Origin of the sequence: Hydrogenophaga intermedia (genome assembly GCF_000723405.1) — a bacterium.
Lineage (GTDB): Bacteria > Pseudomonadota > Gammaproteobacteria > Burkholderiales > Burkholderiaceae_C > Hydrogenophaga > Hydrogenophaga intermedia.
This window is the reverse complement of sequence record NZ_CCAE010000004.1, coordinates 99970-123237: the sequence shown is the minus strand read 5'-3', so window position 1 is coordinate 123237 and position 23268 is coordinate 99970. Positions and strand designations below refer to the sequence as shown.

At 68.1% G+C, this 23268-nt stretch carries 19 protein-coding genes; 5 read left to right on the top strand and 14 right to left on the bottom strand.

What is annotated here, in order from left to right:
- Window positions 1-80: 80 nt before the first annotated feature.
- From lpdA to aceE, 3 genes are read right to left on the bottom strand one after another with little or no spacing between them, the layout of a single operon-like run.
- Window positions 81-1919, bottom strand: coding sequence for a dihydrolipoyl dehydrogenase (lpdA, locus tag BN948_RS04560; protein WP_009517581.1), 1839 nt, complete (start codon window positions 1917-1919; stop codon window positions 81-83).
- 10 nt (window positions 1920-1929) lie between these two features.
- A complete protein-coding gene (aceF, locus tag BN948_RS04555) occupies window positions 1930-3603 on the bottom strand; it encodes a dihydrolipoyllysine-residue acetyltransferase (protein ID WP_009517580.1) in 1674 nt (557 codons plus the stop codon).
- 15 nt (window positions 3604-3618) lie between these two features.
- Entirely contained in the window at window positions 3619-6330 is a 2712-nt protein-coding gene (gene aceE, locus BN948_RS04550; RefSeq protein ID WP_009517579.1) for a pyruvate dehydrogenase (acetyl-transferring), homodimeric type, read from the bottom strand.
- A gap of 165 nt (window positions 6331-6495) precedes the next feature.
- Here aceE and BN948_RS04545 point away from each other — a divergent pair, with 165 nt between their 5' ends.
- From BN948_RS04545 to folD, 3 genes are all read left to right on the top strand, one after another.
- A complete protein-coding gene (locus tag BN948_RS04545) occupies window positions 6496-9033 on the top strand; it encodes a PAS domain-containing sensor histidine kinase (protein WP_009517578.1) in 2538 nt (845 codons plus the stop codon).
- Complete coding sequence (locus tag BN948_RS04540) at window positions 9030-9656, top strand: response regulator transcription factor (RefSeq protein WP_009517577.1); 627 nt, start codon at window positions 9030-9032, stop codon at window positions 9654-9656. Before BN948_RS04545 ends, BN948_RS04540 begins: the two co-directional genes overlap by 4 nt.
- 70 nt (window positions 9657-9726) lie before the next feature.
- Window positions 9727-10590, top strand: coding sequence for a bifunctional methylenetetrahydrofolate dehydrogenase/methenyltetrahydrofolate cyclohydrolase FolD (gene folD / locus BN948_RS04535; RefSeq protein ID WP_009517576.1), 864 nt, complete (start codon window positions 9727-9729; stop codon window positions 10588-10590).
- Here folD and BN948_RS04530 read toward each other — a convergent pair.
- From BN948_RS04530 to BN948_RS04515, 4 genes are all read right to left on the bottom strand, one after another.
- The gene (locus tag BN948_RS04530) at window positions 10578-11015 is read right to left on the bottom strand and encodes a DUF4149 domain-containing protein (protein ID WP_009517575.1); all 438 of its coding nucleotides are present in this window, start codon (window positions 11013-11015) and stop codon (window positions 10578-10580) included. The genes folD and BN948_RS04530 overlap by 13 nt on opposite strands.
- Before the next feature lie 11 nt (window positions 11016-11026).
- Window positions 11027-11503: a transcription elongation factor GreA gene (gene greA, locus BN948_RS04525; RefSeq protein ID WP_009517574.1), complete on the bottom strand. Its 477-nt coding sequence runs from the start codon at window positions 11501-11503 to the stop codon at window positions 11027-11029.
- Between the two features lie 112 nt (window positions 11504-11615).
- Window positions 11616-12344: an alpha/beta hydrolase gene (locus BN948_RS04520; RefSeq protein WP_009517573.1), complete on the bottom strand. Its 729-nt coding sequence runs from the start codon at window positions 12342-12344 to the stop codon at window positions 11616-11618.
- Between the two features lie 126 nt (window positions 12345-12470).
- Window positions 12471-13445 (bottom strand): helix-turn-helix domain-containing protein, encoded by a 975-nt coding sequence (locus tag BN948_RS04515; protein ID WP_009517572.1) that lies wholly within the window; start codon window positions 13443-13445, stop codon window positions 12471-12473.
- 132 nt (window positions 13446-13577) lie between these two features.
- On the opposite strand from BN948_RS04515, the gene BN948_RS04510 reads away from it, so the two are divergent.
- Entirely contained in the window at window positions 13578-14030 is a 453-nt protein-coding gene (locus BN948_RS04510; RefSeq protein WP_009517571.1) for a GyrI-like domain-containing protein, read from the top strand.
- Window positions 14027-14881: an AraC family transcriptional regulator gene (locus BN948_RS04505; RefSeq protein WP_009517570.1), complete on the top strand. Its 855-nt coding sequence runs from the start codon at window positions 14027-14029 to the stop codon at window positions 14879-14881. Before BN948_RS04510 ends, BN948_RS04505 begins: the two co-directional genes overlap by 4 nt.
- A gap of 2 nt (window positions 14882-14883) precedes the next feature.
- Here BN948_RS04505 and carB read toward each other — a convergent pair whose 3' ends face one another.
- The 7 genes from carB to lpxA form a co-directional block, all read right to left on the bottom strand.
- A complete protein-coding gene (gene carB, locus BN948_RS04500) occupies window positions 14884-18165 on the bottom strand; it encodes a carbamoyl-phosphate synthase large subunit (protein ID WP_035620600.1) in 3282 nt (1093 codons plus the stop codon).
- A gap of 16 nt (window positions 18166-18181) precedes the next feature.
- The gene (locus BN948_RS04495; protein ID WP_009517568.1) at window positions 18182-18541 is read right to left on the bottom strand and encodes a hypothetical protein; all 360 of its coding nucleotides are present in this window, start codon (window positions 18539-18541) and stop codon (window positions 18182-18184) included.
- A 10-nt stretch (window positions 18542-18551) separates the two neighbouring features.
- On the bottom strand, window positions 18552-19718 hold the full coding sequence (gene carA, locus BN948_RS04490; RefSeq protein ID WP_035620665.1) for a glutamine-hydrolyzing carbamoyl-phosphate synthase small subunit: 1167 nt from the start codon (window positions 19716-19718) through the stop codon (window positions 18552-18554).
- 163 nt (window positions 19719-19881) lie between these two features.
- Window positions 19882-20655, bottom strand: coding sequence for a TrmH family RNA methyltransferase (locus BN948_RS04485; RefSeq protein ID WP_009517566.1), 774 nt, complete (start codon window positions 20653-20655; stop codon window positions 19882-19884).
- Window positions 20652-21338: a ribonuclease HII gene (gene rnhB, locus BN948_RS04480; RefSeq protein WP_009517565.1), complete on the bottom strand. Its 687-nt coding sequence runs from the start codon at window positions 21336-21338 to the stop codon at window positions 20652-20654. The genes BN948_RS04485 and rnhB overlap by 4 nt, the downstream gene beginning before the upstream one ends.
- Complete coding sequence (lpxB, locus tag BN948_RS04475; RefSeq protein WP_009517564.1) at window positions 21310-22455, bottom strand: lipid-A-disaccharide synthase; 1146 nt, start codon at window positions 22453-22455, stop codon at window positions 21310-21312. The genes rnhB and lpxB overlap by 29 nt, the downstream gene beginning before the upstream one ends.
- 14 nt (window positions 22456-22469) lie before the next feature.
- Window positions 22470-23264 carry an acyl-ACP--UDP-N-acetylglucosamine O-acyltransferase gene (gene lpxA / locus BN948_RS04470; RefSeq protein ID WP_009517563.1) on the bottom strand — a complete coding sequence of 265 codons (795 nt, stop codon included), beginning with the start codon at window positions 23262-23264 and terminating at the stop codon, window positions 22470-22472.
- Window positions 23265-23268: the final 4 nt, after the last annotated feature.

Here is a 23268-nt window from a genome sequence, read left to right as displayed (position 1 = left end):
TGCGGTCGAATTCGTGTCGGAACGAAAAAGCCACCGGACCCTCTCGGGCCGGTGGCTTCCGTTCACGAGTAGCGGCTGGCTTACTTGCGCTGCGGCGGCACGTCCGTGCAACTGCCGTGCGCCACCTCGGCCGCCAGGCCCATGCTCTCGCCCAGCGTGGGGTGCGGGTGGATGGTCTTGCCGATGTCCACCGCGTCGGCGCCCATCTCGATGGCGAGCGCGATCTCGCCGATCATGTCGCCCGCGTGCGTGCCCACGATGCCGCCACCCAGGATGCGACCGTGGCCATGCGCTTCCGGCGAATCGTCGAACAGCAGCTTGGTGAAACCCTCGTCGCGGCCATTGGCTATGGCACGGCCGGAGGCCGTCCAGGGGAACAGGCCCTTCTTGACCTTGATGCCCTGCGCCTTGGCCTGGTCCTCGGTGAGGCCCACCCAGGCGACCTCGGGGTCGGTGTAGGCCACGCTGGGGATCACGCGCGCGTTGAACGCGGCGGCGGCCAGGTCGGCCTTGCCCTGCAGCTCGCCCGCGATGACCTCGGCCGCCACGTGCCCCTCATGCACCGCCTTGTGCGCCAGCATGGGCTGGCCCACGATGTCGCCGATGGCGAAGATGTGCGGCACGTTGGTGCGCATCTGGATGTCGACGTCGATGAAGCCGCGGTCCGTCACGGCAACGCCCGCCGCGTCGGCACCGATCTTCTTGCCGTTGGGGCTGCGGCCCACGGCCTGCAGCACCAGGTCGTAGGTCTGCGGCGCGGGCGCGTTCTCGCCCTCGAAGCTCACCTCGATGCCCGCCGGCGTGGCCTTGGCCCCCACCGTCTTGGTCTTGAGCATGATGTTGTCGAAGCGCGGCGCGTTCATCTTCTGCCAGACCTTCACCAGGTCGCGGTCGGCGCCCTGCATCAGGCCATCGAGCATCTCCACCACGTCCAGGCGCGCGCCCAGGGTGCTGTAGACCGTGCCCATTTCCAGGCCGATGATGCCGCCGCCAAGAATCAGCATGCGCTTGGGCACGTCCTTGAGCGCGAGCGCGCCGGTGCTGTCCACCACGCGCGGGTCTTCGGGCATGAAGGGCAGGCGCACAGCCTGCGAGCCGGCGGCGATGATGGCCTTCTTGAAACCCACCACCTGCTTCTTGCCGGTCTTCTCCTGGCCCGTGCCCTCGGTCAGCTCCACGCCCAGGTGGTTGGGGCCGACGAAGCTGCCGTAGCCGCGCAGCACGGTCACCTTGCGCATCTTCGCCATCGAGTTCAGGCCGCCGGTGAGCTTGCCGACGACCTTTTCCTTGTGGCCGCGAAGCTTCTCGATGTTGACGACCGGGCGGCCGTACTCGATGCCGTAGCCGGCCAGGTGCGTCACCTCGTCCATGACGGCGGCCACGTGCAGCAGCGCCTTGGACGGGATGCAGCCCACGTTGAGGCAGACGCCGCCGAGCGTGGCGTAGCGCTCCACCAGCACGACCCTGAGGCCGAGGTCGGCCGCGCGGAAGGCGGCGGAGTAGCCGCCGGGGCCGCCGCCGAGCACGACGACGTCGCAGTCCAGATCGGCCGCGCCGCCATAGGCCGGCGCGGCGGGGGCGGCCACGCGCGGAGCGGGAGCGAGTGAGGAAGCGGCGGGCGCGGGAGACGGCGCCGGAGCAGGAGCAGGCGCCGCAACGGGTGCCGGCGCGCTGGCGGCGCCCTCCCCGTCGATCACGGCGAGCAGGTCGCCGATATTGACCGTGTCACCGATCTTGACCTTGAGCTCCTTGAGAACGCCGGCGTGCGACGAGGGGATCTCCATCGAAGCCTTGTCGCTCTCCACCGTGATCAGCGATTGCTCGAGCTTGATCGTGTCGCCGGGTTTGACCAGCACCTCGATGACCGCGACGTCCTTGAAGTCGCCGATGTCGGGAACCTTGATGTCCATGAGTGCCATCGTCGGCTCCTTACAGCAGCACGCGGCGGAAGTCCGCCAGCACCTGGCCGAGGTACGCGTTGAATCGCGCGGCGGACGCGCCGTCGATGACGCGGTGGTCGTAGGAAAGCGACAGCGGCAGCGTCAGGCGCGGCTCGAACTGCTTTCCGTCCCACACCGGCTTCATCTGGCTCTTCGACAGGCCCAGGATCGCCACCTCGGGCGCGTTGATGATGGGCGTGAAGTGCGTGCCGCCGATGCCACCGAGCGAGCTGATCGACATCGAGCCGCCCGACATGTCGGCCGGTCCGAGTTTGCCGTCGCGCGCTTTCTTGGCCAGATCACCCATCTCCTGGCTGATCTGCAGGATGCCCTTCTTGTCCGCGTCCTTGAGCACAGGCACCACCAGGCCGTTGGGCGTGTCGGCCGCGAAGCCGATGTGGAAGTACTGCTTGTAAACCAGGGTGTCGCCGTCGAGGCTGGCGTTGAACTCGGGGAATTTCTTCAGCGCCGAAACCACCGCCTTGATCACGAAGGCCAGCATGGTCACCTTGACGCCGGACTTCTCGTTCTCCTTGTTGGTGGCCACGCGGAAGGCCTCCAGCTCGGTGATGTCCGCCTCGTCGTTGTTGGTGACGTGCGGGATCATCACCCAGTTGCGGTGAAGGTTGGCGCCGCTGATCTTCTTGATGCGCGAGAGGTCCTTGCGCTCGACCGGACCGAACTTGGTGAAGTCGACTTTGGGCCAGGGCAGCAGATCCAGGCCCGCCCCGCCACCGCCACCGGCCGGCGCCTTCGCGGCCTGCGCCTGGGTGCTCGCGGTGCCGGCCATCACGGCCTTGGTGAAGCTTTGCACGTCCTCTTGCGTGATGCGGCCCTTGGGGCCGGTGCCCTTGACCTCGGCCAGCGGCACGCCGAGTTCGCGCGCGAACTTGCGCACCGAGGGCGAGGCGTGCGGCAGGCCGACGGGGGCCGTGGTGGGGTTGTGTGCGGGTGCTGGCGCAGGCGCCGCGCTCGGCGCGGGCGCCGGGCTGGACGCCTGCGGCGCGGGCGCCGGTGCGGTGGCCGTGGGTGCCGAGGCTGGTGCAGGCGCAGGCGCGGCGGCGGACGCCGAGGCCGTGCCTTCCAGCACCGCGACCAGATCGCCGATGTTCACCGTGTCGCCGATCTTGACCTTGAGCTCCTTGAGCACACCGGCCGCCGACGAGGGAATCTCCATCGAGGCCTTGTCGCTCTCCACGGTGATCAGCGACTGCTCGACCTTGATCTCATCACCGGGCTTGACCAGCACCTCGATCACCGCGACGTCCTTGAAGTCGCCGATGTCGGGCACGCGCACTTCGATCGGGCCGGCGGGCGCCGAAGCGGCAGGCGCGGGCGCTGGCGCAGAGACCTGCGCGGGCGCAGGGGCTGCGGCAGCAGGAGCCGGCGCGGGGGCCGACGGCGCCGGGGCCGGCGCGGCCGCACCCTCGGCGTCCAGCACCACCACCACCGAGCCCTGCTTCACCTTGTCGCCGATCGCGACCTTGAGCGCCTGAACCACCCCCGCGTGCGAGGACGGGATCTCCATCGAGGCCTTGTCGCTCTCCACGGTGATCAGCGACTGCTCCGCCTTGACGGTGTCGCCCGGTTTCACCAGCAGCTCGATCACCGCCACTTCGTCGAAATCCCCGATGTCCGGGACTTGCACTTCAATGCTTGCCATGTCGGTCTCCGGCGCTCACGCGTACAGCGGGTTGATCTTGTCGGCCTTGATGCCGTACTTCTGGATCGCCTCGGCGACCTTGGCGGCCGGCAGCTTGCCCTCCTCGCTCAGCGCCTTCAACGCGGCCAGCACGATGTAGTGGCGGTTGACCTCGAAGTGCTCGCGCAGCTTGCTGCGGAAGTCGCTGCGGCCGAAGCCGTCGGTGCCCAGCACCTTGTAGGTGCGGTCCTTGGGCACGAAGGGGCGGATCTGCTCCGCGTAGTTCTTCATGTAGTCGGTGGACGCGATCACCGGGCCGGTGGTCTTGGCCAGTTGCTCGGTCACGAAGGCCGTGCGCGGCTTGTCGGTGGGGTGCAGCAGGTTCCAGCGCTCCACGTCCTGGCCGTCGCGCGTGAGTTCGTTGAAGCTCGGGCAGCTCCAGATGCCGGCGGCCACGCCCCAGTCCTGCTCCAGCAGTTCCTGCGCGGCGAACGCTTCGCGCAGGATGGTGCCGCTGCCCAGCAGTTGCACCGTGGGCGCGTCCTTCTTGAGCGCGGGCGCCTGCTTGCACAGGTACATGCCCTTGATGATCTGCTCCTCGGTGCCGGGCTGCAGGCCGGGCATGGGGTAGTTCTCGTTGAGCAGGGTCAGGTAGTAGAAGACGTTCTCCTGGCGCTCCACCATGCGCTTCAAGCCGTGGTGCATGATCACCGCCACCTCGTGCGCGAAGGTCGGGTCGTAGCTCACGCAGTTGGGGATGGTGCCGGCCAGGATGTGGCTGTGTCCGTCCTCGTGCTGCAGGCCTTCGCCGTTGAGCGTGGTGCGGCCCGAGGTGCCGCCGAGCAGGAAGCCACGCGCCTGCATGTCGCCCGCCGCCCAGGCCAGGTCGCCGATGCGCTGGAAGCCGAACATCGAGTAGTACACGTAGAACGGGATCATGATCCGGTTGTTCGTGCTGTAGCTCGTGGCCGCCGCGATCCAGCTCGCCATGCCGCCGGCTTCGTTGATGCCTTCCTGCAGGATCTGGCCGGCCTTGTCTTCCTTGTAGTACATCACCTGGTCGCGGTCGACCGGGGTGTAGAGCTGGCCTTTCGGGTTGTAGATGCCGATCTGGCGGAACAGGCCTTCCATGCCGAAGGTGCGGGCCTCGTCCACCAGGATGGGCACCACGCGCGGGCCCAGCGCCTGGTCGCGCAGCAACTGGGTGAGGAAGCGCACGTAAGCCTGCGTGGTGCTGATCTCGCGGCCTTCGGCCGTGGGCTCCAGCACCGCCTTGAACGTCTCCAGCGACGGAACGGTGAAGCTCTCGTCCGCCTGCGGGCGACGCTGCGGCAGGTAACCGCCCAGCGCCTGGCGGCGCTCGTGCAGGTACTTCATCTCCGGCGTGTCATCGGCCGGCTTGTAGTACGGCAGCTTGGGCAACTCGCTGTCGGGGATGGGAATGTTGAAGCGGTCCCGGATGTACTTGATGTCCTCGTCCGTGAGCTTCTTGGTCTGGTGGACCGTGTTCTTGCCTTCACCGGCCTTGCCCATGCCATAGCCCTTGACGGTCTTGACGAGCAGCACCGTGGGCTGGTTCTTGTGTTCGTTGGCGGCGTGGAAGGCGGCGTACACCTTGTCAGGCTCGTGGCCGCCGCGGCGCAGTTCGAAGATCTCCTCGTCCGTCATGTGCTCGACGAGCTTGGCGGTCTCGGGGTACTTGCCGAAGAAATTCTTGCGCACGAAGGCGCCGTCGTTGGCCTTCATGGCCTGGTAGTCGCCGTCCAGCGTCTCCATCATGAGCTGCTTGAGCTTGCCGCTCTTGTCGCGCGCCAGCAGGGCGTCCCAGCCATTGCCCCACAGCAGCTTGATGACGTTCCAGCCGCTGCCGCGGAACTCGCTTTCCAGCTCCTGGATGATCTTGCCGTTGCCACGCACCGGGCCGTCCAGGCGCTGCAGGTTGCAGTTGATGACGAACACCAGGTTGTCGAGGTTCTCGCGCGCGGCCAGGCCGATGGCGCCCAGCGATTCGGGCTCGTCCATCTCGCCGTCGCCGCAGAACACCCAGACCTTGCGGTTGGCGGTGTCGGCGATGCCGCGGGCGTGCAGGTACTTGAGGAAGCGCGCCTGGTAGATCGCCATCAGCGGGCCCAGACCCATCGACACCGTCGGGAACTGCCAGAACTCGGGCATCAGCTTGGGGTGCGGGTAGCTGGACAGGCCCTTGCCGTCCACCTCCTGGCGGAACATGTCGAGCTGCTCTTCCGTCAGGCGGCCTTCAAGGAAGGCGCGTGCGTAGATGCCCGGCGAGCTGTGGCCCTGGATGTAGAGCAGGTCGCCACCGTGCTTTTCATTCGCGGCGTGCCAGAAGTGGTTGAAGCCCGCGCCGAACATGCTGGCCACCGAGGCGAAGGAGCCGATGTGGCCGCCCAGGTCGCCACCGTCGGCCGGGTTGAGGCGGTTGGCGCGCACCACCATCGCCATGGCGTTCCAGCGCATGTAGGCGCGCAGGCGCTTTTCGATGGCGATGTTGCCGGGGCAGCGGACTTCCTGGTCCGGCTCGATGGTGTTCACGTAGCCGGTGTTGGCCGAGAACGGCAGGTCCAGGCTGTGCTGGCGGGCTTCTTCCAGGAGTTGTTCCAGCAGGAAGTGCGCGCGCTCGGGACCTTCCTTTTCGATGACGGCGGCCAACGCCTCCATCCATTCGCGGGTTTCCTGGGCGTCGCTGTCCACGGCCCCACGGCCATCGTTGGTGTCGTTCGCTGACATCGCTGTCTCCTGTGTATGGGGGCAAGCTTAAGGTCTTACCCGGTGAAGTCGCGGATTCTTCCACAGAGCTTTGGGCATTTCAAGATGCGCCTATTGATTTCTTATTATGAAATTTGTGGGCGGCGACCGCATGAACCAAGGCCCCTCACGTAGACTCCTCCCGCCATGTCCCATACCCCCCCTGCCACCACCGCTCCGTGGTGGAAACGCTGGTGGCGCCGGTTGCCGCCGTCGCGGCAGGACCGCTTCGCCACTTTGGGCCCGCTGCTGGCGGTGCTGCTTTTCCTGGCCGCCATCGTGGTGGCCATTGCCTACCTGCGTTTCGAGGAGATCGACCGCGAGCGCGAGGCCGTCACGCGCGACGTGGAATACGCCCAGCAACGACTGCGCCTGCGCCTGCTGGAGCGCCAGGAGCAATTGATGCGCCTGGCCCGGGAGATCGACAACCAGGCGATCGACGCCGAGGAGTTCGCCTTCCAGGCCGAGACCCTGGTGAGCCAGTTCCCCGAGTTGCTGGCCATCACCTGGGTGGACGGGCGCCGGCGCGTGCTGGCGGGTTACACCTCGCCCAGCGCACCGGTGGCGCTCATGCGCGCCACCGGCAGCGCGCTCACGCCGTCCGAAACCGACGGCAGCTTCGACCTGGCGCGCGACCTGCGCCAGCCGATCTATTCACGCCCGCTCACCGACAACGATCCGCGCGGCGCGCGCCTGATGCTGCACGTTCCGCTGTCCGAGCAAGGCCGCTTCGCAGGCACGGTGATGGGCGAGTACTCGGTGGACGGCCTCATGCGCTTCGGCATGCCGCCCGAGATCATGGCCCGCTACGCCGTCGCCCTGCTCGACGACACGGGTACCGTGCTGGCCGGCAGCCTGCAGACCGGCGAACCGGTGCTGTCCTTCCTGCCCTGGTCCAGCCCCTCGCTGGAGCACGAGGTGCCGGTCTCACCCGTGGGCAACGGCCTGATCCTCAAGGCCCAGGGCTACCGCACCTCGCAGGACATCGTGGGCTCGGGCTTCTTCGGTGTGATCGGTGCGCTGTCGGCGCTCACGGTGTGGATGCTGCTCGGCACCTGGCGCCACACGCGCCGCCGCGTGCAGGCCCAACAGGCCCTGGTGGCCGAGACCAACTTCCGCCGGGCCATGGAGAACTCCATGCTCACCGGCATGCGCGCCCTCGACATCCAGGGACGCATCACCTACGTGAACCCGGCTTTCTGCTCGATGACGGGCTGGACCGAAGCCGAGCTGGTGGGCCGCACCGCGCCCTTCCCGTACTGGCCCGAGGAAGACCACGAGCAGTTGCATGCGCGGCTGGAGGACGAGCTCAATGGCCGGTCCACCCCGGGCGGCTTCGAGGTGCGCGTGCGCCGCCGCAACGGCACCGTGTTCGACGCACGCATGTACGTCTCGCCGCTGATCGACCCCAAGGGGCATCAGACCGGCTGGATGACGTCGATGACCGACATCACCGAGCCCAAGCGCATTCGCGAGGAACTGTCGGCCTCCTACGAGCGCTTCACCACCGTGCTGGAATCGCTGGACTCGGCGGTATCGGTGGCGCCGCTGGGCAGCGAGGAGCTGCTGTTCGCCAACAAGATGTACCGGTTGTGGTTCGGCACGCGCGGCCAGGGCCACCGCCACCTGGTGGACCTGGCGGGCAACCAGCCCCAGCCCAGCCTGGACGACGCCGACCAGGTGGACGCCTTCGCGGGCATGCCCACCGGCTCGCTCACCGACGCCGGCGTGGAAAACGCCGAGGTCTTCGTGCCCGAGCTGGACCGCTGGCTGGAGGTGCGCACGCGTTACCTCACCTGGGTGGACGGGCGCCTGGCGCAGATGGTGATCGCCAGCGACATCACGCCGCGGCGCACCGCCGAGGAACAGGCCGCGCGGCAGACCGAGCGCGCGCAGACCGCCAGCCGCCTGATCACCATGGGCGAGATGGCCTCCAGCGTGGCGCACGAACTCAACCAGCCGCTGACCGCCATCAGCAACTATTGCACCGGCATCATCTCGCGCCTGCAGGAGCAGCGCATCACGCCCGAGGAGATGCTGGTGGCGCTGGAGAAGACCGCGCGCCAGGCGCAGCGCGCGGGCCAGATCATCCAGCGCATCCGCGCCTTCGTGAAGCGCAGCGAACCCAATCCCACGCTGTCGGACGTGGCGCAGATGGTCAACAACGCCATCGAACTGGCCGACATCGAATTGCGGCGCCAGCAGGTGCGGCTCACGCCCTACGTGGCCGCGCGCCTGCCCGCGCTCATGGTCGACCCGATCCTCATCGAGCAGGTGCTGATCAACCTGCTCAAGAACGCGGGTGAGTCCATCGTGCAGGCGGGCCGGCCGCAGGGCGAGCGCCTGGTGGAGCTGCGCGTGGCGCCGCGCCAGCTCGACGGCGAGCAGGTGGTGGAGTTCGAGGTGCGCGACTCGGGCAAGGGCGTGCCCGAGGAGATGCTCGAACGCATCTATGAGGCCTTCTACAGCACCAAGAGCGAAGGCATGGGCATCGGCCTCAAGCTGTGCCGCAGCATCGTGGAGTCTCACCATGGCCGGATGCACATGGAGAACCTCTACAATGGCACGGAGGTGACGGGGTGCTGCTTCAGCTTCTGGATCCCCGTCGCGTCGCGACTTCAACCCCAGGGCCCGTCGGACACCGCCGCCAACGAGCCACTGACGGACACCGAGAGAGCGAGATGAGCCTGATCCCCAAAAAGGGCACTGTCTATGTCGTCGACGACGATGAGGCCGTGCGCGATTCCCTCCAGTGGTTGCTCGAGGGCAAGGACTTCCGGGTTCGTTGCTTCGAATCGGCCGAGGCCTTCCTCTCCCGCTACGACGCCCGCGAGGTCGCCTGCCTCATCGCCGACATCCGCATGGGCGGCATGACCGGCATGGAGTTGCAGGACCGCCTGGTCGAGCGCCAGTCACCGCTGCCCATCGTCTTCATCACCGGCCATGGCGACGTGCCCATGGCGGTCGAGTCCATGAAGAAGGGCGCGCTGGACTTCATCCAGAAGCCCTTCAAGGAAGATCAGTTGCTGGCCCTGGTCGAGCGCATGCTGGAGCACGCGCGCGAGGCCTTCGCCACGCACCAGCAGGCCGCCAGCCGCGACGCCCTGCTCTCCAAGCTCACCGGTCGCGAATCGCAGGTGCTCGAGCGCATCGTCGCCGGCCGCCTGAACAAGCAGATCGCCGACGACCTGGGCATCAGCATCAAGACGGTGGAGGCGCACCGCGCCAACATCATGGAAAAGCTCGGTGCCAACACGGTGGCCGACCTGCTCAAGATCGCACTGGGCCAGACGCCCGCCAAGGCCTGACCGCACGCCCACTCACCAACGCCCGCCACCTTGGCGGGCGTTTCGTTTTCCCCCTGGACACCGCAAGACCATGACCGCCCAGCTCATCGACGGCAACGCCCTCTCCCGCCAACTTCGCGCCGACGTGGCGACCCGCGTGCAGACATTGAAGGCCCGCGGCGTGACACCGGGCCTGGCCGTCATCCTGGTCGGCGACAACCCGGCCTCGCAGGTCTACGTGCGCAACAAGGTCAAGGCCTGCGAGGACACCGGCATGCACTCGGTGCTGGAGACCTGGCCCGCCACGATGGGCGAGGCCGAGCTGCTGGCGCGCGTGGAAGCCATGAACAACGACCCGACGATCCACGGCATCCTGGTGCAACTGCCGCTGCCCGCACACATCGACGCGCAGAAGGTGATCGAGGCGATCTCCCCCACCAAGGACGTGGATGGCTTTCACGTGGCCAGCGCCGGCGCCTTGATGACCGGCCTGCCCGGCTTCTGGCCCTGCACGCCGCACGGCTGCATGAAGATGCTGGAGCACATCGGCTACGACTTGCGCGGCAAGCACGCGGTGGTGATCGGGCGCAGCAACATCGTGGGCAAGCCCATGGCGCTGATGCTGCTGCAGGCCAACGCCACCGTCACCGTGTGCCACAGCGGCACCAGGGACCTGGGTGCCATCACGCGCCAGGCCGACGTCGTGGTGGCTGCCGTGGGCAAGCGCAACGTGCTCACGGCCGACATGGTCAAGCCCGGCGCGGTGGTGATCGACGTGGGCATGAACCGCAACGACGCCGGCAAGCTCTGCGGCGACGTGGACTTCGACGGCGTGAAAGAAGTGGCCGGCTGGATCACGCCCGTGCCCGGTGGCGTGGGGCCGATGACCATCACCATGTTGATGGTGAACACGCTCGACTCGGCCGAGCGCCAGGCCTCCGGTCAGGCTGGCTGATCGATCGCCGGGCGGGGCCGGCTCAAGCGCCACAGCAGCGCGCCACTGCTGAGCCACTGGCCCAGCACGAACGCGGTGCCCACACCGTGCCACAGCTTCAGGTTGCCGCCGCTGGCGCGTGCGGTGACGATCTTCTGCGCCACGCCGAACTCCTGCACCAGGGCCAGCATCAGTCCCAGACACACCAGGGCCAGCAGCGTGGCGTTGTCGCCGCCCGGGCCGTCGCGCTGAACGATGATCAGCAGCGCCGCACCGATCACCACGCCGGCCCAGCATTGCAGCGAGAACAGCTTCGCTGCCACCGGCCCCGCCACGGCCGGGCTGCCCAGCGAGGCGAAGAGCGTGGGCACGGCCAGGAAGCTCAACGCGGTGATACCGCCCCACCAGAGGGCGGCGAGCATCAGCGCGGGGCGTTGCAGGCGCATTGCGGGTGCGATCAGGCGTAGCGCACGGCCACGATTTCGTAGCGGCGCGTGCCGCCGGGGGCCTGCACCTCGGCGGTGTCGCCCTCTTCCTTGCCGATCAGCGCGCGGGCGATCGGGCTGCCGATGTTGATGAGCCCGTGCTTCAGGTCGGCCTCGTCCTCGCCGACGATCTGGTAGGTGACAGCCGAGCCGCTGTCCTCGTCCTCGAGTTCAACGGTGGCACCGAACACCACCTTGCCGCCCGCGTTCAGGGCGCTGGGGTCGATGATCTGCGCCGTCGAGAGCTTGCTCTCGATCTCGGCGATGCGGCCTTCGATGAAGCCCTGGCGGTCCTTGGCGGCGTCGTATTCGGCGTTCTCGCTCAAGTCGCCTTGCGCGCGCGCTTCGGCGATCGCGTTGATCACCGCCGGGCGATCCACGGTCTTGAGGCGGTGCAACTCTTCCTTGAGCTTTTCGGCGCCGCGCTTGGTGATGGGGATGGTGGCCATGTCTTTCTCTCCACAAAAGCAAACCGCCGGGCGTTGCCGCTCGGCGGTGTCGAAAAGACATTATGCCCCGGTGGGCCTGCCGGTCAACCGGATGCCAGGGCGCCGGGAGGGCTCAGTCGCGCCCTGCCTGCTCGATCTTCTCGGCCAGCAAGGCCGGGTTCGTGAAACACAGTTCGTGACTGCCGGGCGTGGACACCAGTCGATACAGACCCAGCCGCTCCGACAGCCGCGGGTGCCAGGGCAGGCTGTGCGGCATGGCAGTGTCCTCGGTGCACAGCAGGTAGCTTTTGCCCATGGGCAATTCGGCAATCTGTGTGCCCAGGCGCACCGGTTCGGTGAAGCAGCGGTAGGGCTGCGGGTTGAGCTGTTCGTAGGTGCTCCGTGCCAGTGTGGCGTCGGCGTCGTTGATGAAGGCCTCGCGCCAGATGGGGAACGGCAGCATCACGGCATTGTGGTTGGCGGCGGCGATGTCGTCGAACAGGCCCTTGTAGTGCGGCGGCACCATGTCGTTCAGGCATTCGCCATCCAGCGGCACGAACGCCACCCAATACACCAGCCGCGCAAGGCGCTGCGACAGGCGCGCCGCCACCTGGCTGATGACCATGCCGCCGTAGCTGTGGCCGACCAGGCGCACGTCCGTCAGGTCGTGCTGCTCCAGATAGGACGCGAGCGAATCGGCGGCCTCGGTGAGGCCGAAGGTGGCGCGGTCGTCGCCGGGGCGGTTGCCCGCGAGCGTGGGCGTGTGCACCACGTGCCCGCGCGCGCGCAGCGCCTGGGCCACGGGTTCGAAGAGTTCGCCGGTGTGCCAGGCACCGTGAACGAGGACGTAGGTATCGGCCATGAATGTCTCCTGAGGAAAGGCGCCCGATCCGTCGAGCGCTGCGCGCAGCGTAGGCGTGGTGCGCCTGGTGCAATGGCCTGTGCGTGCCACGCCGATGGCCTGCGCGCGCCACGCGGTGCGCGAACCTCAGTGGGAGAGCCGGTCGCGGCGCCAGCGCGCCGGGGTCAGCGCGTGCCAGCGCTGGAACTCGCGCACGAAGTGCGAGGCGTCGGCGTAGCCGCAGCGCCGGCCGATCTCCGCCACGCTCACGCCCTCCAACCTGGGCTGGGCCAGCAGCTCGGCGGCGCGCTGCAAGCGCAGGCCGCGCAGGGAGTCGGAGAACGTGGCGCCATCCGCCGCGAAGGCGCGGTGCAGGGTGCGCAGCGACACGCCCAGGGCCTGCGCCACATCGCTCGCTTGCAAGCCGGCCGTGTCCAGCCGATCGCGCATCAGCACCCGCGCGCGCGCGGCCAGATCGCGGCCCGCGCGCGTGGGCGCCACCGCGGGCTCCAGCGCAGCCGACAGCATCGCGCCGAGCTGATCGGCCAGCAGGTGCTCGGGCACCAGCGAGGCCAGCTCGGGCTCGTGCGCGAACTGCAGGCTCCAGGCCGACAGCGCCTGGCCCCAGCCCTGGTCCCGCCACGCAACGCGCGCCACGGGATGGTCAAGCTGGCGAAGCCACTGCCCCACCCAGGCACGTGGCAACTGGATGGACACGACCTCCACCGCACTGGGGTAGTGCAGCTCGTAGGTGCGCGCCGAATCGACCAGCACCGCATCGCCGGGACGCAGGCCCACGCGCTGGCCGCCCTGCACCACGTGCCACGGCATGCGGCGGTGCGTGATCAGGTAGAAGGGTTGCTGCGCGCCGCGCGCAATGGCCGCGCGCGTGCGGTAGACGTCTTGTGTGCTGGCCTCGACCTGGTTGAAAGACAAGGCGCCCGAGGCCACGCTCACCAGCCGGCCGTCGAAGTGCCGCGCCTCGCGCGAGCTGCAGTCCATCTCCAGGAAGGCTTCACAGATGGCGCCGACCCAATAGTCGAGCCTCCGCTCGGGCGGCACGGCCTCGGTGCTCCAGTGCCGGGCGCTGGCGCTGGGGGAAACGGGTGCGGCGGCTGGCATGGCCCGCACTGTAGGCCCTTGGCGCAGGCCTGGCCTTGGCGCAAACCCGCAGCGGCGTGTCCCACCGAGGTGAGCAAGAATCGTCCGGTGCGGCGACCCAGACTGGAGACCCTGTTCACTCCGGAGCCCAACATGACCCTCCAGCCTTTGTCGCCAGCGCTGCACATCGTCGGCATCGAACTGCGCACCTCCAACCTCATGGCCTTCGAGACCATCCCCGCCCACTGGCAGCGCTTCAGCCAGGAGAACGCACTGGCGCGCATCGAGGGGCGCCTGTCCGACGAGGTCTTCGCGGTCTACACGAACTTCGAGTTCGCGGGCCGCGACAACACCGGTCTGTACTCGCTGATCGTCGGTGCCGCCGTGGCGCCGCAGGCCGATCCGCCCCCCGGCATGGTGCGCGCCGTCGTGCCGGTCTCGCAGCGCGCGGTGTTCACCGTGGCGCCTGGACGCGTCGATCAGGTGGGCGCCGCCTGGCAAGGCATCTGGCAGCGCCAGGACCTGCGAAAAACCTTCATCGCCGACTACGAGCGTTACGGCGCGGGCGGCGCCATCGAGATCAGCGTGGGCGTTGCCGAACCATGAAGCGACCTAATGGCTGGTGCGATTACCACGAGCGCATGAGCCGCGTGACGGCTTACCTTCACGACCACTTGGCGGAGGACATCCGCCTGGAGACGCTGGCCGAGGTGGCGCACCTGTCGCCCTACCACTGGCACCGCGTGTACCACGCGCTCAGTGGCGAGACCATCGCGCAGACGCTGCGGCGCCTGAGGCTGCACCGGGGCACGGGTTACCTCGCCAACACCGCGCTGCCCGTACTGGAGATCGCGCGCCGCTGCGGCTACCCCAACGCGCAGTCCTTCACGCGCGCCTTCCGCCAGGCGTACGGCATGGCGCCGAGCGAGTACCGCGAGCGCGGCTCGCACGTGGACTTCCAGGCCGGCGGCGCCACGCACGAGGCGGTCGGCCACGCGGTGGAGGTGCGCACGCTGCCCCCGATGACGGTCGCGGGCTTCGACCACCGCGGCTCCTACATGCTGATCGGCAAGGCCTTCGAATCGGCCGTGGCGCACCTGTGGTCCGCCGGGCTGGTGCGCGCGGACAGCCGCTGGCTGGGTGAGTACTTCGACGACCCCTTCGCCGTGCCCGAGGCGCAGCTCGCCTCACGCGCCGGCCTGTCCGTGCCCGCGGAGGCCACGGTGCCGCCACCGCTGGTGCGTTGGGAAATGGGCGGCGTGGAATGCGCCGTGCTGCGCCACCGCGGGCCTTACGCGACCATGCGCTCGGCCTACCAGTGGCTCTACGGTCACTGGCTGGTGCAATCGGGCCGCGAAGCGGCCGACGCGCCCGTGTTCGAGGAGTACCTCAACAACCCCAGGGATACGGCACCCGCAGATCTCCTGACCGACATCTGCCTCCCGCTGGCCGCCTGAAATCAGGCCAGTTGCGCGTGCATGTCCTGCACGGAAATCACGTCCAGGCTGCTCAGGAACTTCATGCCCTCGACGGCCGCCTCGGCGCCGGCGATGGTGGTGAAGGTCGTCACACGCGCCAGCAGCGCCGATGTGCGGATCGCGCGCGAGTCGGCGATGGCATTGCGGCGTTCCTCCACCGTGTTGATCACCAGCGCGATGTCGCCGTTCTTGATCATGTCCACGATGTGTGGGCGGCCTTCGGTGACCTTGTTGACGGTCTGCACCGCCAAGCCCGCAGCCTCGATGGCGGCGGCCGTGCCGCGCGTGGCGATCAGCTCGAAGCCCAGATCGACGAGTTGGCGCGCCACCTCGACGGCGCGCGGCTTGTCGCTGTTCTTCACTGTGAGGAAGACCCGGCCCGCCGTGGGTAGCTTGGTGCCCGCGCCGATCTGGCTTTTCACGAAGGCTTCGCCGAAGGTCTTGCCCACGCCCATCACCTCGCCGGTGGACTTCATCTCGGGGCCGAGGATGGTGTCCACGCCCGGGAACTTGACGAAGGGGAACACCGCTTCCTTCACGCTGAAGTACGGCGGCACCACCTCGTCGCCAATGCCCTGCTGGTCCAGCGACTGGCCCGCCATGCAGCGTGCGGCCACCTTGGCGAGCTGAATGCCCGTGGCCTTGGAGACGAAGGGCACCGTGCGCGAGGCGCGCGGGTTCACTTCGAGCACGTAGATCACGTCCTTCTTCGCGCCGCCCTCTTCCACTTCTTGAATGGCGAACTGCACGTTCATCAGGCCCACCACGTTCAGGCCCTGGGCCATGGCCGCGGTCTGGCGCTTGAGCTCGTCCACCGTGGCCTTGCTCAGGTAGTACGGCGGCAGCGAACAGGCGGAGTCGCCACTGTGCACGCCAGCCTGCTCGATGTGCTCCATCACGCCGCCGATGAACACGCGGCCCGTGGCGTCGCGCACGGCGTCCACGTCGCACTCGATGGCGTCATTGAGGAAGCGGTCGAGCAGCACCGGCGAGTCGTTGCTGACCTTCACGGCCTCGCGCATGTAGCGCTCCAGGTCGCGCTGCTCGTGCACGATCTCCATGGCGCGGCCGCCCAGCACGTAGCTCGGGCGCACCACCAGCGGATAACCCAGCGCGGCGGCCTTCTCCAGGGCCTCGGGCTCGGTGCGGGCGGTGGCGTTGGGCGGCTGGCGCAGGCCCAGGTCGTGCAGCAGCTTCTGGAAGCGCTCGCGGTCCTCGGCGGCGTCGATCATGTCAGGCGTGGTGCCGATGATGGGCACGCCTGCGGCCTCCAGGCCAAGCGCCAGCTTCAGCGGCGTCTGTCCGCCGTACTGCACGATCACGCCGGCGGGTTTTTCCTTGTCCACGATCTCGAGCACGTCCTCCAGCGTGAGCGGCTCGAAGTAGAGGCGGTCGCTGGTGTCGTAGTCGGTGGACACCGTCTCGGGGTTGCAGTTGACCATGATGGTCTCGTAGCCGTCCTCGCGCATCGCGAGCGCGGCGTGCACGCAGCAGTAGTCGAACTCGATGCCCTGGCCAATGCGGTTGGGACCGCCACCGAGCACCATGATCTTCTTGTTCGTGGTGGGCTCGGCCTCGCACTCGGCATCGCCGTGGCCTTCGTAGGTGGAGTACAGGTAGGCGGTGGTGGTGGCGAACTCGGCCGCGCAGGTGTCCACGCGCTTGTACACCGGGCGCACGCCGAGTTCGCGGCGGCGCGCGCGCACGGCGGCGTCGCTGGTCTTGAGCAGCTTGGCCAGGCGGCGGTCGGAGAAGCCCTTCTTCTTGAGCTCGCGCAGCGTGACCACGTCGAGCGAGGCCAGCGCGCCCTCGCCTTTCTCGGCGGTCAGCGCATCCATGGCCAGTTCGAGCTTGACGATCTCCTCGATCTGCACGAGGAACCACTTGTCGATCTTGGTGAACTGGTGCACTTCGTCGAGCGTCCAGCCTGCGGCGAAGGCATCGCCCACGTACCAAATGCGCTCGGGGCCGGGCTCGCCGAGTTCCTTCTCCAGCGTCTCGCGGTCCTGCGTCTTCTCGTTCATGCCATCGACACCGACCTCCAGGCCGCGCAGGGCCTTCTGGAAGCTTTCCTGGAAGGTGCGGCCCATGGCCATGACCTCGCCCACGCTCTTCATCTGCGTGGTCAGGCGGTCGTCGGCGTCCTTGAACTTCTCGAAGGCGAAGCGCGGGATCTTGGTGACGACGTAGTCGATCGAGGGCTCGAAACTGGCGGGCGTGGCGCCACCGGTGATCTCGTTGCGCAGCTCGTCGAGCGTGTAGCCCACGGCCAGCTTGGCCGCGACCTTGGCGATCGGGAAGCCCGTGGCCTTGGAGGCCAGCGCGGACGAGCGCGACACGCGCGGGTTCATCTCGATCACGACCATCCGACCGTCCTTCGGGTTGATCGAGAACTGCACGTTGGAGCCGCCGGTGTCAACGCCGATCTCGCGCAGCACGGCGAGGCTGGCGTTGCGCAGGATCTGGTATTCCTTGTCGGTCAGCGTCTGCGCGGGCGCCACGGTGATGGAGTCGCCCGTGTGCACGCCCATCGGGTCCAGGTTCTCGATCGAGCAGACGATGATGCAGTTGTCGGCCTTGTCGCGCACGACCTCCATCTCGTACTCTTTCCAGCCGAGCAGCGACTCTTCGATCAGCAGCTCGTTGGTGGGCGAGGCTTCGATGCCGCGCTTGCAGATGATCTCGAACTCTTCCGGGTTGTAGGCGATGCCGCCACCGGTGCCACCCAACGTGAAGCTCGGGCGGATCACGACCGGGAAGCCCACCGTCTTCTGGACGGCCCAGGCTTCGTCCAGCGTGTGTGCGATGCCCGAGCGCGCCGAGCCCAGGCCGATGCGGGTCATCGCATCCTTGAACTTCAGGCGGTCCTCGGCCTTGTCGATGGCCTCGGGCGTCGCACCGATGAGCTCGACGCCGTATTTGGCCAGCACGCCGTGGCGCCAGAGGTCGAGCGCGCAGTTGAGCACGGTCTGGCCACCCATGGTGGGCAGGATGGCGAAGCCGCCGGCCGTCTGCGGGCGCTCCTTGGCGATGATCTTCTCGACCGTCTGCCAGGTGATGGGCTCGATGTAGGTGACGTCGGCCGTGGCCGGGTCCGTCATGATGGTGGCGGGGTTGCTGTTGATCAGCACCACGCGGTAACCCTCTTCACGCAGGGCCTTGCAGGCCTGCACGCCGGAGTAGTCGAACTCGCAGGCCTGGCCGATGATGATGGGACCGGCGCCGATGATCAGCACGGTCTGGATGTCTGTTCTCTTGGGCATCTTGTGTCGGCGCGGATCAGTCCGCGCGTTGATTCAATTTGTCGAGCAGGGCCTGCGCGCGCTCGGCGGGCACGGCCTTCTGCATCAGTTGCAGCAGGCCATCGCCCTGGATGAGGGGACGCAGCACCTCGGCTTCGGCGTCGTGGAAGCGCACGTCCCACGCGGCCATTTCGGCGTTGAAGGTCTCGTCGTCCCAGGTCTTGCACTTGGCCAGCAGCGTGACCAGCGGCGTGGCCTTGAGGTCGAGGAAGGCCTTGCGGTAGGGCTTCTGCGACCAACGCTGCGCGAACCACTCCTTGTGCGGCGACGGCAGCGTGAGCTGGCGCTTGGCGATGGCCTTCTCGATGGCGGCGGCGGGAAAGCTGAAGAGCTTCATTCAGGCCCTGTCAGGCGGCAACGGCCGCGCGTTCCTTCATGAGGGAGACGAAGCGGTCGAACAGGTAGCCGATGTCGTGCGGGCCGGGCGAGGCTTCAGGGTGGCCCTGGAAGCAGAAGGCCGGTTGGTCGGTGCGGGCCAGTCCCTGCAGCGTGCCGTCGAACAGGCTCACGTGCGTGGGGCGCAGGTTGGCGGGCAGGGTCTTCTCGTCCACCGCGAAGCCGTGGTTCTGGCTGGTGATGGACACGCGGCCGTCGTCCAGGTCTTTCACCGGGTGGTTGGCGCCGTGGTGGCCGAACTTCATCTTGAAGGTCTTGGCGCCACTGGCCAGGGCCATGATCTGATGCCCCAGGCAGATGCCGAAGGTGGGCAGGCCAGCATCGATGATCTCGCGCGCGGCGGCGATGGCGTAGTCGCAGGGCTCCGGGTCACCGGGGCCGTTGGAGAGGAACACACCATCAGGTTGCAGCTTGAAGACCTCGGCCGCGGGCGTCTGCGCTGGCACCACGGTGACGCGGCAACCGCGCGAGGCCAGCATGCGCAGGATGTTGTGCTTGACGCCGAAGTCGTAGGCGACGACATGGAAGACCGCTTCGCCGATTTCTCCGTAACCCTCGCCCAGCGTCCATTCGGTCTGCGACCACGCATAGGGCTTGTCCACCGACACGACCTTGGCCAGGTCCTGCCCCGCCATGTTGGGCGCGGCCTTGGCGGCGTCGATGGCGACCTTGCGGTGGGCGTCGGTGATGGCCTGGCCGGGTTCGAGCGCGAGGATGCAGCCGTTCTGCGCGCCATGGGTACGCAAGCGGCGCGTGAGCGCGCGCGTGTCCAGGTCGGCGATGGCCACGGTGTTCTCGCGGCGCAGGTAGTCGCTGAGGGTGGCTTCGCTGCGGAAGTTGGAGGCCAGCAGCGGCAGGTTCTTGATGATCAGGCCGGCGGCGTGGATGCGCGTGGCCTCCACGTCTTCGGCATTGACGCCGGTGTTGCCGATATGGGGGTAGGTCAGCGTGACGATCTGGCGGCAGTAGCTGGGATCGGTGAGGATCTCCTGGTAGCCGGTGATCGCGGTGTTGAACACCACCTCGCCCGAGGTCTGGCCGGTGGCGCCGATGGAGATGCCTTCAAAGACCGTTCCATCAGCGAGCGCGAGAAGGGCTTTCGGGTGGACGGGCAGCACGGGAATCTCCAGAAAAGGGGTGGGCTGGCCGTCGCGCGCGGGCGGCAGGTGCCGCGCAGGCTTCGCGTCCACCCGGCCGGCAAGGGCACTGGATGGACGGACTTCCTGGGGTGTGGAGCCGCGGCGCGCGAGGCAAGGCGCCGATTGCAGATAAACCGTGGAATTATAGCCTTGCGGCCGCGCTCGCATGCAGGCAGATGGCCGCCGCGGCGCCCACGTTGAGCGACTCTTCACCACCGGGTTGCGCGATGCGCACGAAGGCCTGTGCGCGCTGCATCAGAGTCTCGCTGACGCCCTGCCCTTCGTGGCCCATCACCCAGGCGCAGGGCCAGGGCAAGGCGGCGCGGTGCAGCCACTCGCCCTGGTGCGAGCTGGTGACCAGCAAGGGCACCCGTAGGGTGGCCAGGTCTTCGAACGCGAGGCCCTCGACGAGGCGCAAGCCGAAGTGCGCGCCCATGCCAGCGCGCAGTACCTTGGGCGACCACAGCGCCGCCGTGCCCTTGAGCGCGGCCACCTGCGTGAAACCGAAGGCCGCGGCGCTGCGCAGGATGGAGCCGACGTTGCCCGCGTCTTGCAGACGGTCGAGCACCACGGTGGGGGCGTCGGGCTGCAGGTCGGGCGCGTCGGGCAGATCGATCACGAAACCCATGGCGGGTGGTGATTCCAAGCCACTCACGCTGGCCATGATGGCGTCGGGCAGGCGCACCACACGCGGCGCACTGCGGAGCAGTTCGGCGTCGGCGCGCAGCCAGCCCGAGGCGCTGAACACCGCGATGGCGGGTCGCTGCCCGCGCGCGAGCAAGGCGCGGCAGAGGTGATCGCCGTCGAGCCAGACACGGCCGCGCCGGCGGTAGGCCGTGTTGTCCTGGGCCAGGGCGCGCAGCTCTTTCACGAGCGGGTTGTCGCGCGACAGGATGTCTTGGGGCTCAACCGTCATTGCGCCGCCTTCGCGCAAGGAGCTGCGGTGCGAGCTCCTTCGGGCGGCCGTGCGGGGCTCACTCGCTCCGCGAAAGCCTGCGCCACCGGTGCGAAGGAACGCCGGTGCACGGGCAGCGGACCGTGCTGGCGCAGGGCGTCGAGGTGCTGCGCGGTGCCGTAGCCCTTGTGCTGGTTGAAGCCGTACTGCGGGTGCTGCAGGTGCAGCTCGTCGAGCAGGCGGTCGCGCGTGACCTTGGCCAGAATGGATGCAGCCGAAATCGCCTGCACCTTGGCGTCGCCTTGCACGATGGCCTCAGCCAGCACGTCCAGCGGCGGCAAGCGGTTGCCGTCCACCAGCACCTTCACGGGCTTCAGGCGCAGGCCCAGCACCGCGCGGCGCATGGCGAGCATGGTGGCCTGAAGAATGTTGAGCGTATCGATCTCTTCCACCGAGGCTTCGGCCACGCTGCAGCACAGGGCCTTGGCGCGGATCTCGTCATACAGCCGTGCGCGTTGCAGGGCGGTGAGCTGCTTGGAATCGGCCAGGCCCTTGATGGGCTGCAATTCGTCGAGGATGACAGCCGCCGCCACCACCGGGCCGGCCAGCGGGCCGCGGCCGGCCTCGTCCACGCCGGCGTGCAGGCCCGGCGTGTCCCAGACCAGCGTGGCCTGTTCAGCGAGCAAGAAGCGTTTCGATCGCATCGGTGGCCAGGGCCGCGGTGTCGCGGCGCAGCTCGTGGTGCAGTTGGACAAAGCGGGCTTGCAGCGCCTGCACGCGCCCGGGGTCATCGAGCCAGTCGAGCACGGCCTGCGCCAGGCGCGGCGGCGAGGCCTCATCCTGCAGCAGTTCGGGCACGACGAAGTCACCGCACAGGATGTTGGGCAGCCCCACCCAGGGCTGCAGGCGCTGGCGCCGCATGATCTGCCAGGAGATCCAGTTCATGTTGTAGGCGATGACCATGGGCCGCTTGAACAGCGCGGCCTCCAAGGTGGCGGTGCCGCTGGCAATGAGAGTCACGTCGCAGGCGGCGAGCACGGCGTGCGACTGGCCGGGCACGATGCGCACGTACCCGGCCACGCCGGCCTCGCGCGCCACGCGCTCGATGCGCTCGCGCTGCGAAGGCACCGCGGGCAGCACGAAGCACAGATTCGGGCGGGCCTGGTGCATCAGGCTCACGGCATCGAAGAAGCGCCGCGCGAGGTAGTCGACCTCGGAGCCTCGGCTGCCTGGCAGGATGGCCACGACCGGCGCGTCCTCGGGCAGGTCGAGTTGGCGGCGTGCCGCCAGGCGATCCGGCTCCAAGGGCACCACATTGGCCACGGGATGCCCGACGTAAGTGGCGGCGACGCCATGCTCGGCCAGCAAGGCGGGCTCGAAGGGAAAGATGCACAGCACATGGTCGGCGCTCGCCTGGATCTTCTTCACCCGCTCGGGCCGCCAGGCCCAGACGGAAGGGCAGACGAAATGCGCCGTGCGCACGCCCGCGGCCTTCAGGTTCGCTTCGAGCTCGAGATTGAAATCGGGTGCGTCCACGCCGATGAAGACGTCGGGCCGCTCGCCATGCAGGAGGCGCTGGCGCAGCTGGGTGCGGATGCCCACGATCTCGCGGTAGTGGCGCAGCACCTCCACGTACCCGCGCACGGCCAGCTTGTCGCTGGGCCACCAGGCTTCTAAGCCCTGCGCCGCCATCTGCGGGCCGCCGATCCCCACGCTGGAGAGTTCGGGCCAGCGCTGGCGCAGGCCGCCCAGCAGCAGGCCTGCGAGCAGATCGCCCGAGGCCTCGCCGGCCACCAGCGCGAAACGTGGCGACGAACTCACCTGGACTCCCGTGCTCAGCGAACGATGCCGCGCTGCGGCGAGGTGCCGCGCAGGAAACCCAGCATCAGGTCCACGTCCTCGGCGGCCTCGGGCCGCTCGTTGCGCAGCACGTCAATGCGTGCGGTGGCCTGGTCGAGCGTGAGGTCGTCGCGGTACAAGGCCTTGTGCATGGCCTTCACGGCGGCGATGCGTTCGGCCGAGTAACCGCGGCGGCGCAGGCCCTCGAAGTTCATCGAGCGCGCGCCGGCCGGCTGACCCTGGGTCATCACGAAGGGCGGCACGTCGGCGAACAGCAGGGAGCACATGGCCGTCATGGCGTGGGGGCCGATGCGCACGAACTGGTGAACCACGGTGAAGCCGCCAAAGATGACCCAGTCGCCCACCTCCACGTGGCCCGCGAGCTGTGTGTTGTTGGCGAAGATGGTCTTGTTGCCCACCGTGCAATCGTGCGCGAGGTGCACGTAGGCCATGATCCAGTTGTCGTCGCCCACGCGGGTGACGCCCTTGTCCCCGGGCGAGCCGATGTTGAAGGTGCAGAACTCGCGGATGGTGTTGCGGTCGCCGATGATCAGTTCGCAGGGTTCGCCCGCGTACTTCTTGTCCTGCGGGATTGCGCCGAGCGAGTTGAACTGGAAAATACGGTTGTCGCGGCCGATGGTGGTGTGCCCCTCGATCACGCAGTGCGCGCCGACGGTGGTGCCGGCGCCGATTTTCACGTGCGGCCCGATGACGGTGTACGGGCCGACCTGGACGGTGCTGTCGAGCGAGGCCGAGGGATCGACGATCGCCGTGGGGTGAATCAGATTCATGCGC

What these genes read in the sequence shown, in the direction of transcription:
- folD (WP_009517576.1), top strand. Translation starts at nt 9,727, where the DNA reads ATGACCGCCCAGCTCATCGACGGCAACGCCCTCTCCCGCCAACTTCGC.
- BN948_RS04545 (WP_009517578.1), top strand. Translation starts at nt 6,496, where the DNA reads ATGTCCCATACCCCCCCTGCCACCACCGCTCCGTGGTGGAAACGCTGG.
- BN948_RS04495 (WP_009517568.1), bottom strand. Translation starts at nt 18,541, where the DNA reads ATGAAGCTCTTCAGCTTTCCCGCCGCCGCCATCGAGAAGGCCATCGCC.
- BN948_RS04520 (WP_009517573.1), bottom strand. Translation starts at nt 12,344, where the DNA reads ATGGCCGATACCTACGTCCTCGTTCACGGTGCCTGGCACACCGGCGAA.
- BN948_RS04510 (WP_009517571.1), top strand. Translation starts at nt 13,578, where the DNA reads ATGACCCTCCAGCCTTTGTCGCCAGCGCTGCACATCGTCGGCATCGAA.
- lpdA (WP_009517581.1), bottom strand. Translation starts at nt 1,919, where the DNA reads ATGGCACTCATGGACATCAAGGTTCCCGACATCGGCGACTTCAAGGAC.
- aceF (WP_009517580.1), bottom strand. Translation starts at nt 3,603, where the DNA reads ATGGCAAGCATTGAAGTGCAAGTCCCGGACATCGGGGATTTCGACGAA.
- lpxA (WP_009517563.1), bottom strand. Translation starts at nt 23,264, where the DNA reads ATGAATCTGATTCACCCCACGGCGATCGTCGATCCCTCGGCCTCGCTC.
- greA (WP_009517574.1), bottom strand. Translation starts at nt 11,503, where the DNA reads ATGGCCACCATCCCCATCACCAAGCGCGGCGCCGAAAAGCTCAAGGAA.
- rnhB (WP_009517565.1), bottom strand. Translation starts at nt 21,338, where the DNA reads ATGCGATCGAAACGCTTCTTGCTCGCTGAACAGGCCACGCTGGTCTGG.
- BN948_RS04515 (WP_009517572.1), bottom strand. Translation starts at nt 13,445, where the DNA reads ATGCCAGCCGCCGCACCCGTTTCCCCCAGCGCCAGCGCCCGGCACTGG.
- BN948_RS04485 (WP_009517566.1), bottom strand. Translation starts at nt 20,655, where the DNA reads ATGACGGTTGAGCCCCAAGACATCCTGTCGCGCGACAACCCGCTCGTG.
- carB (WP_035620600.1), bottom strand. Translation starts at nt 18,165, where the DNA reads ATGCCCAAGAGAACAGACATCCAGACCGTGCTGATCATCGGCGCCGGT.
- BN948_RS04505 (WP_009517570.1), top strand. Translation starts at nt 14,027, where the DNA reads ATGAAGCGACCTAATGGCTGGTGCGATTACCACGAGCGCATGAGCCGC.
- BN948_RS04540 (WP_009517577.1), top strand. Translation starts at nt 9,030, where the DNA reads ATGAGCCTGATCCCCAAAAAGGGCACTGTCTATGTCGTCGACGACGAT.
- aceE (WP_009517579.1), bottom strand. Translation starts at nt 6,330, where the DNA reads ATGTCAGCGAACGACACCAACGATGGCCGTGGGGCCGTGGACAGCGAC.
- BN948_RS04530 (WP_009517575.1), bottom strand. Translation starts at nt 11,015, where the DNA reads ATGCGCCTGCAACGCCCCGCGCTGATGCTCGCCGCCCTCTGGTGGGGC.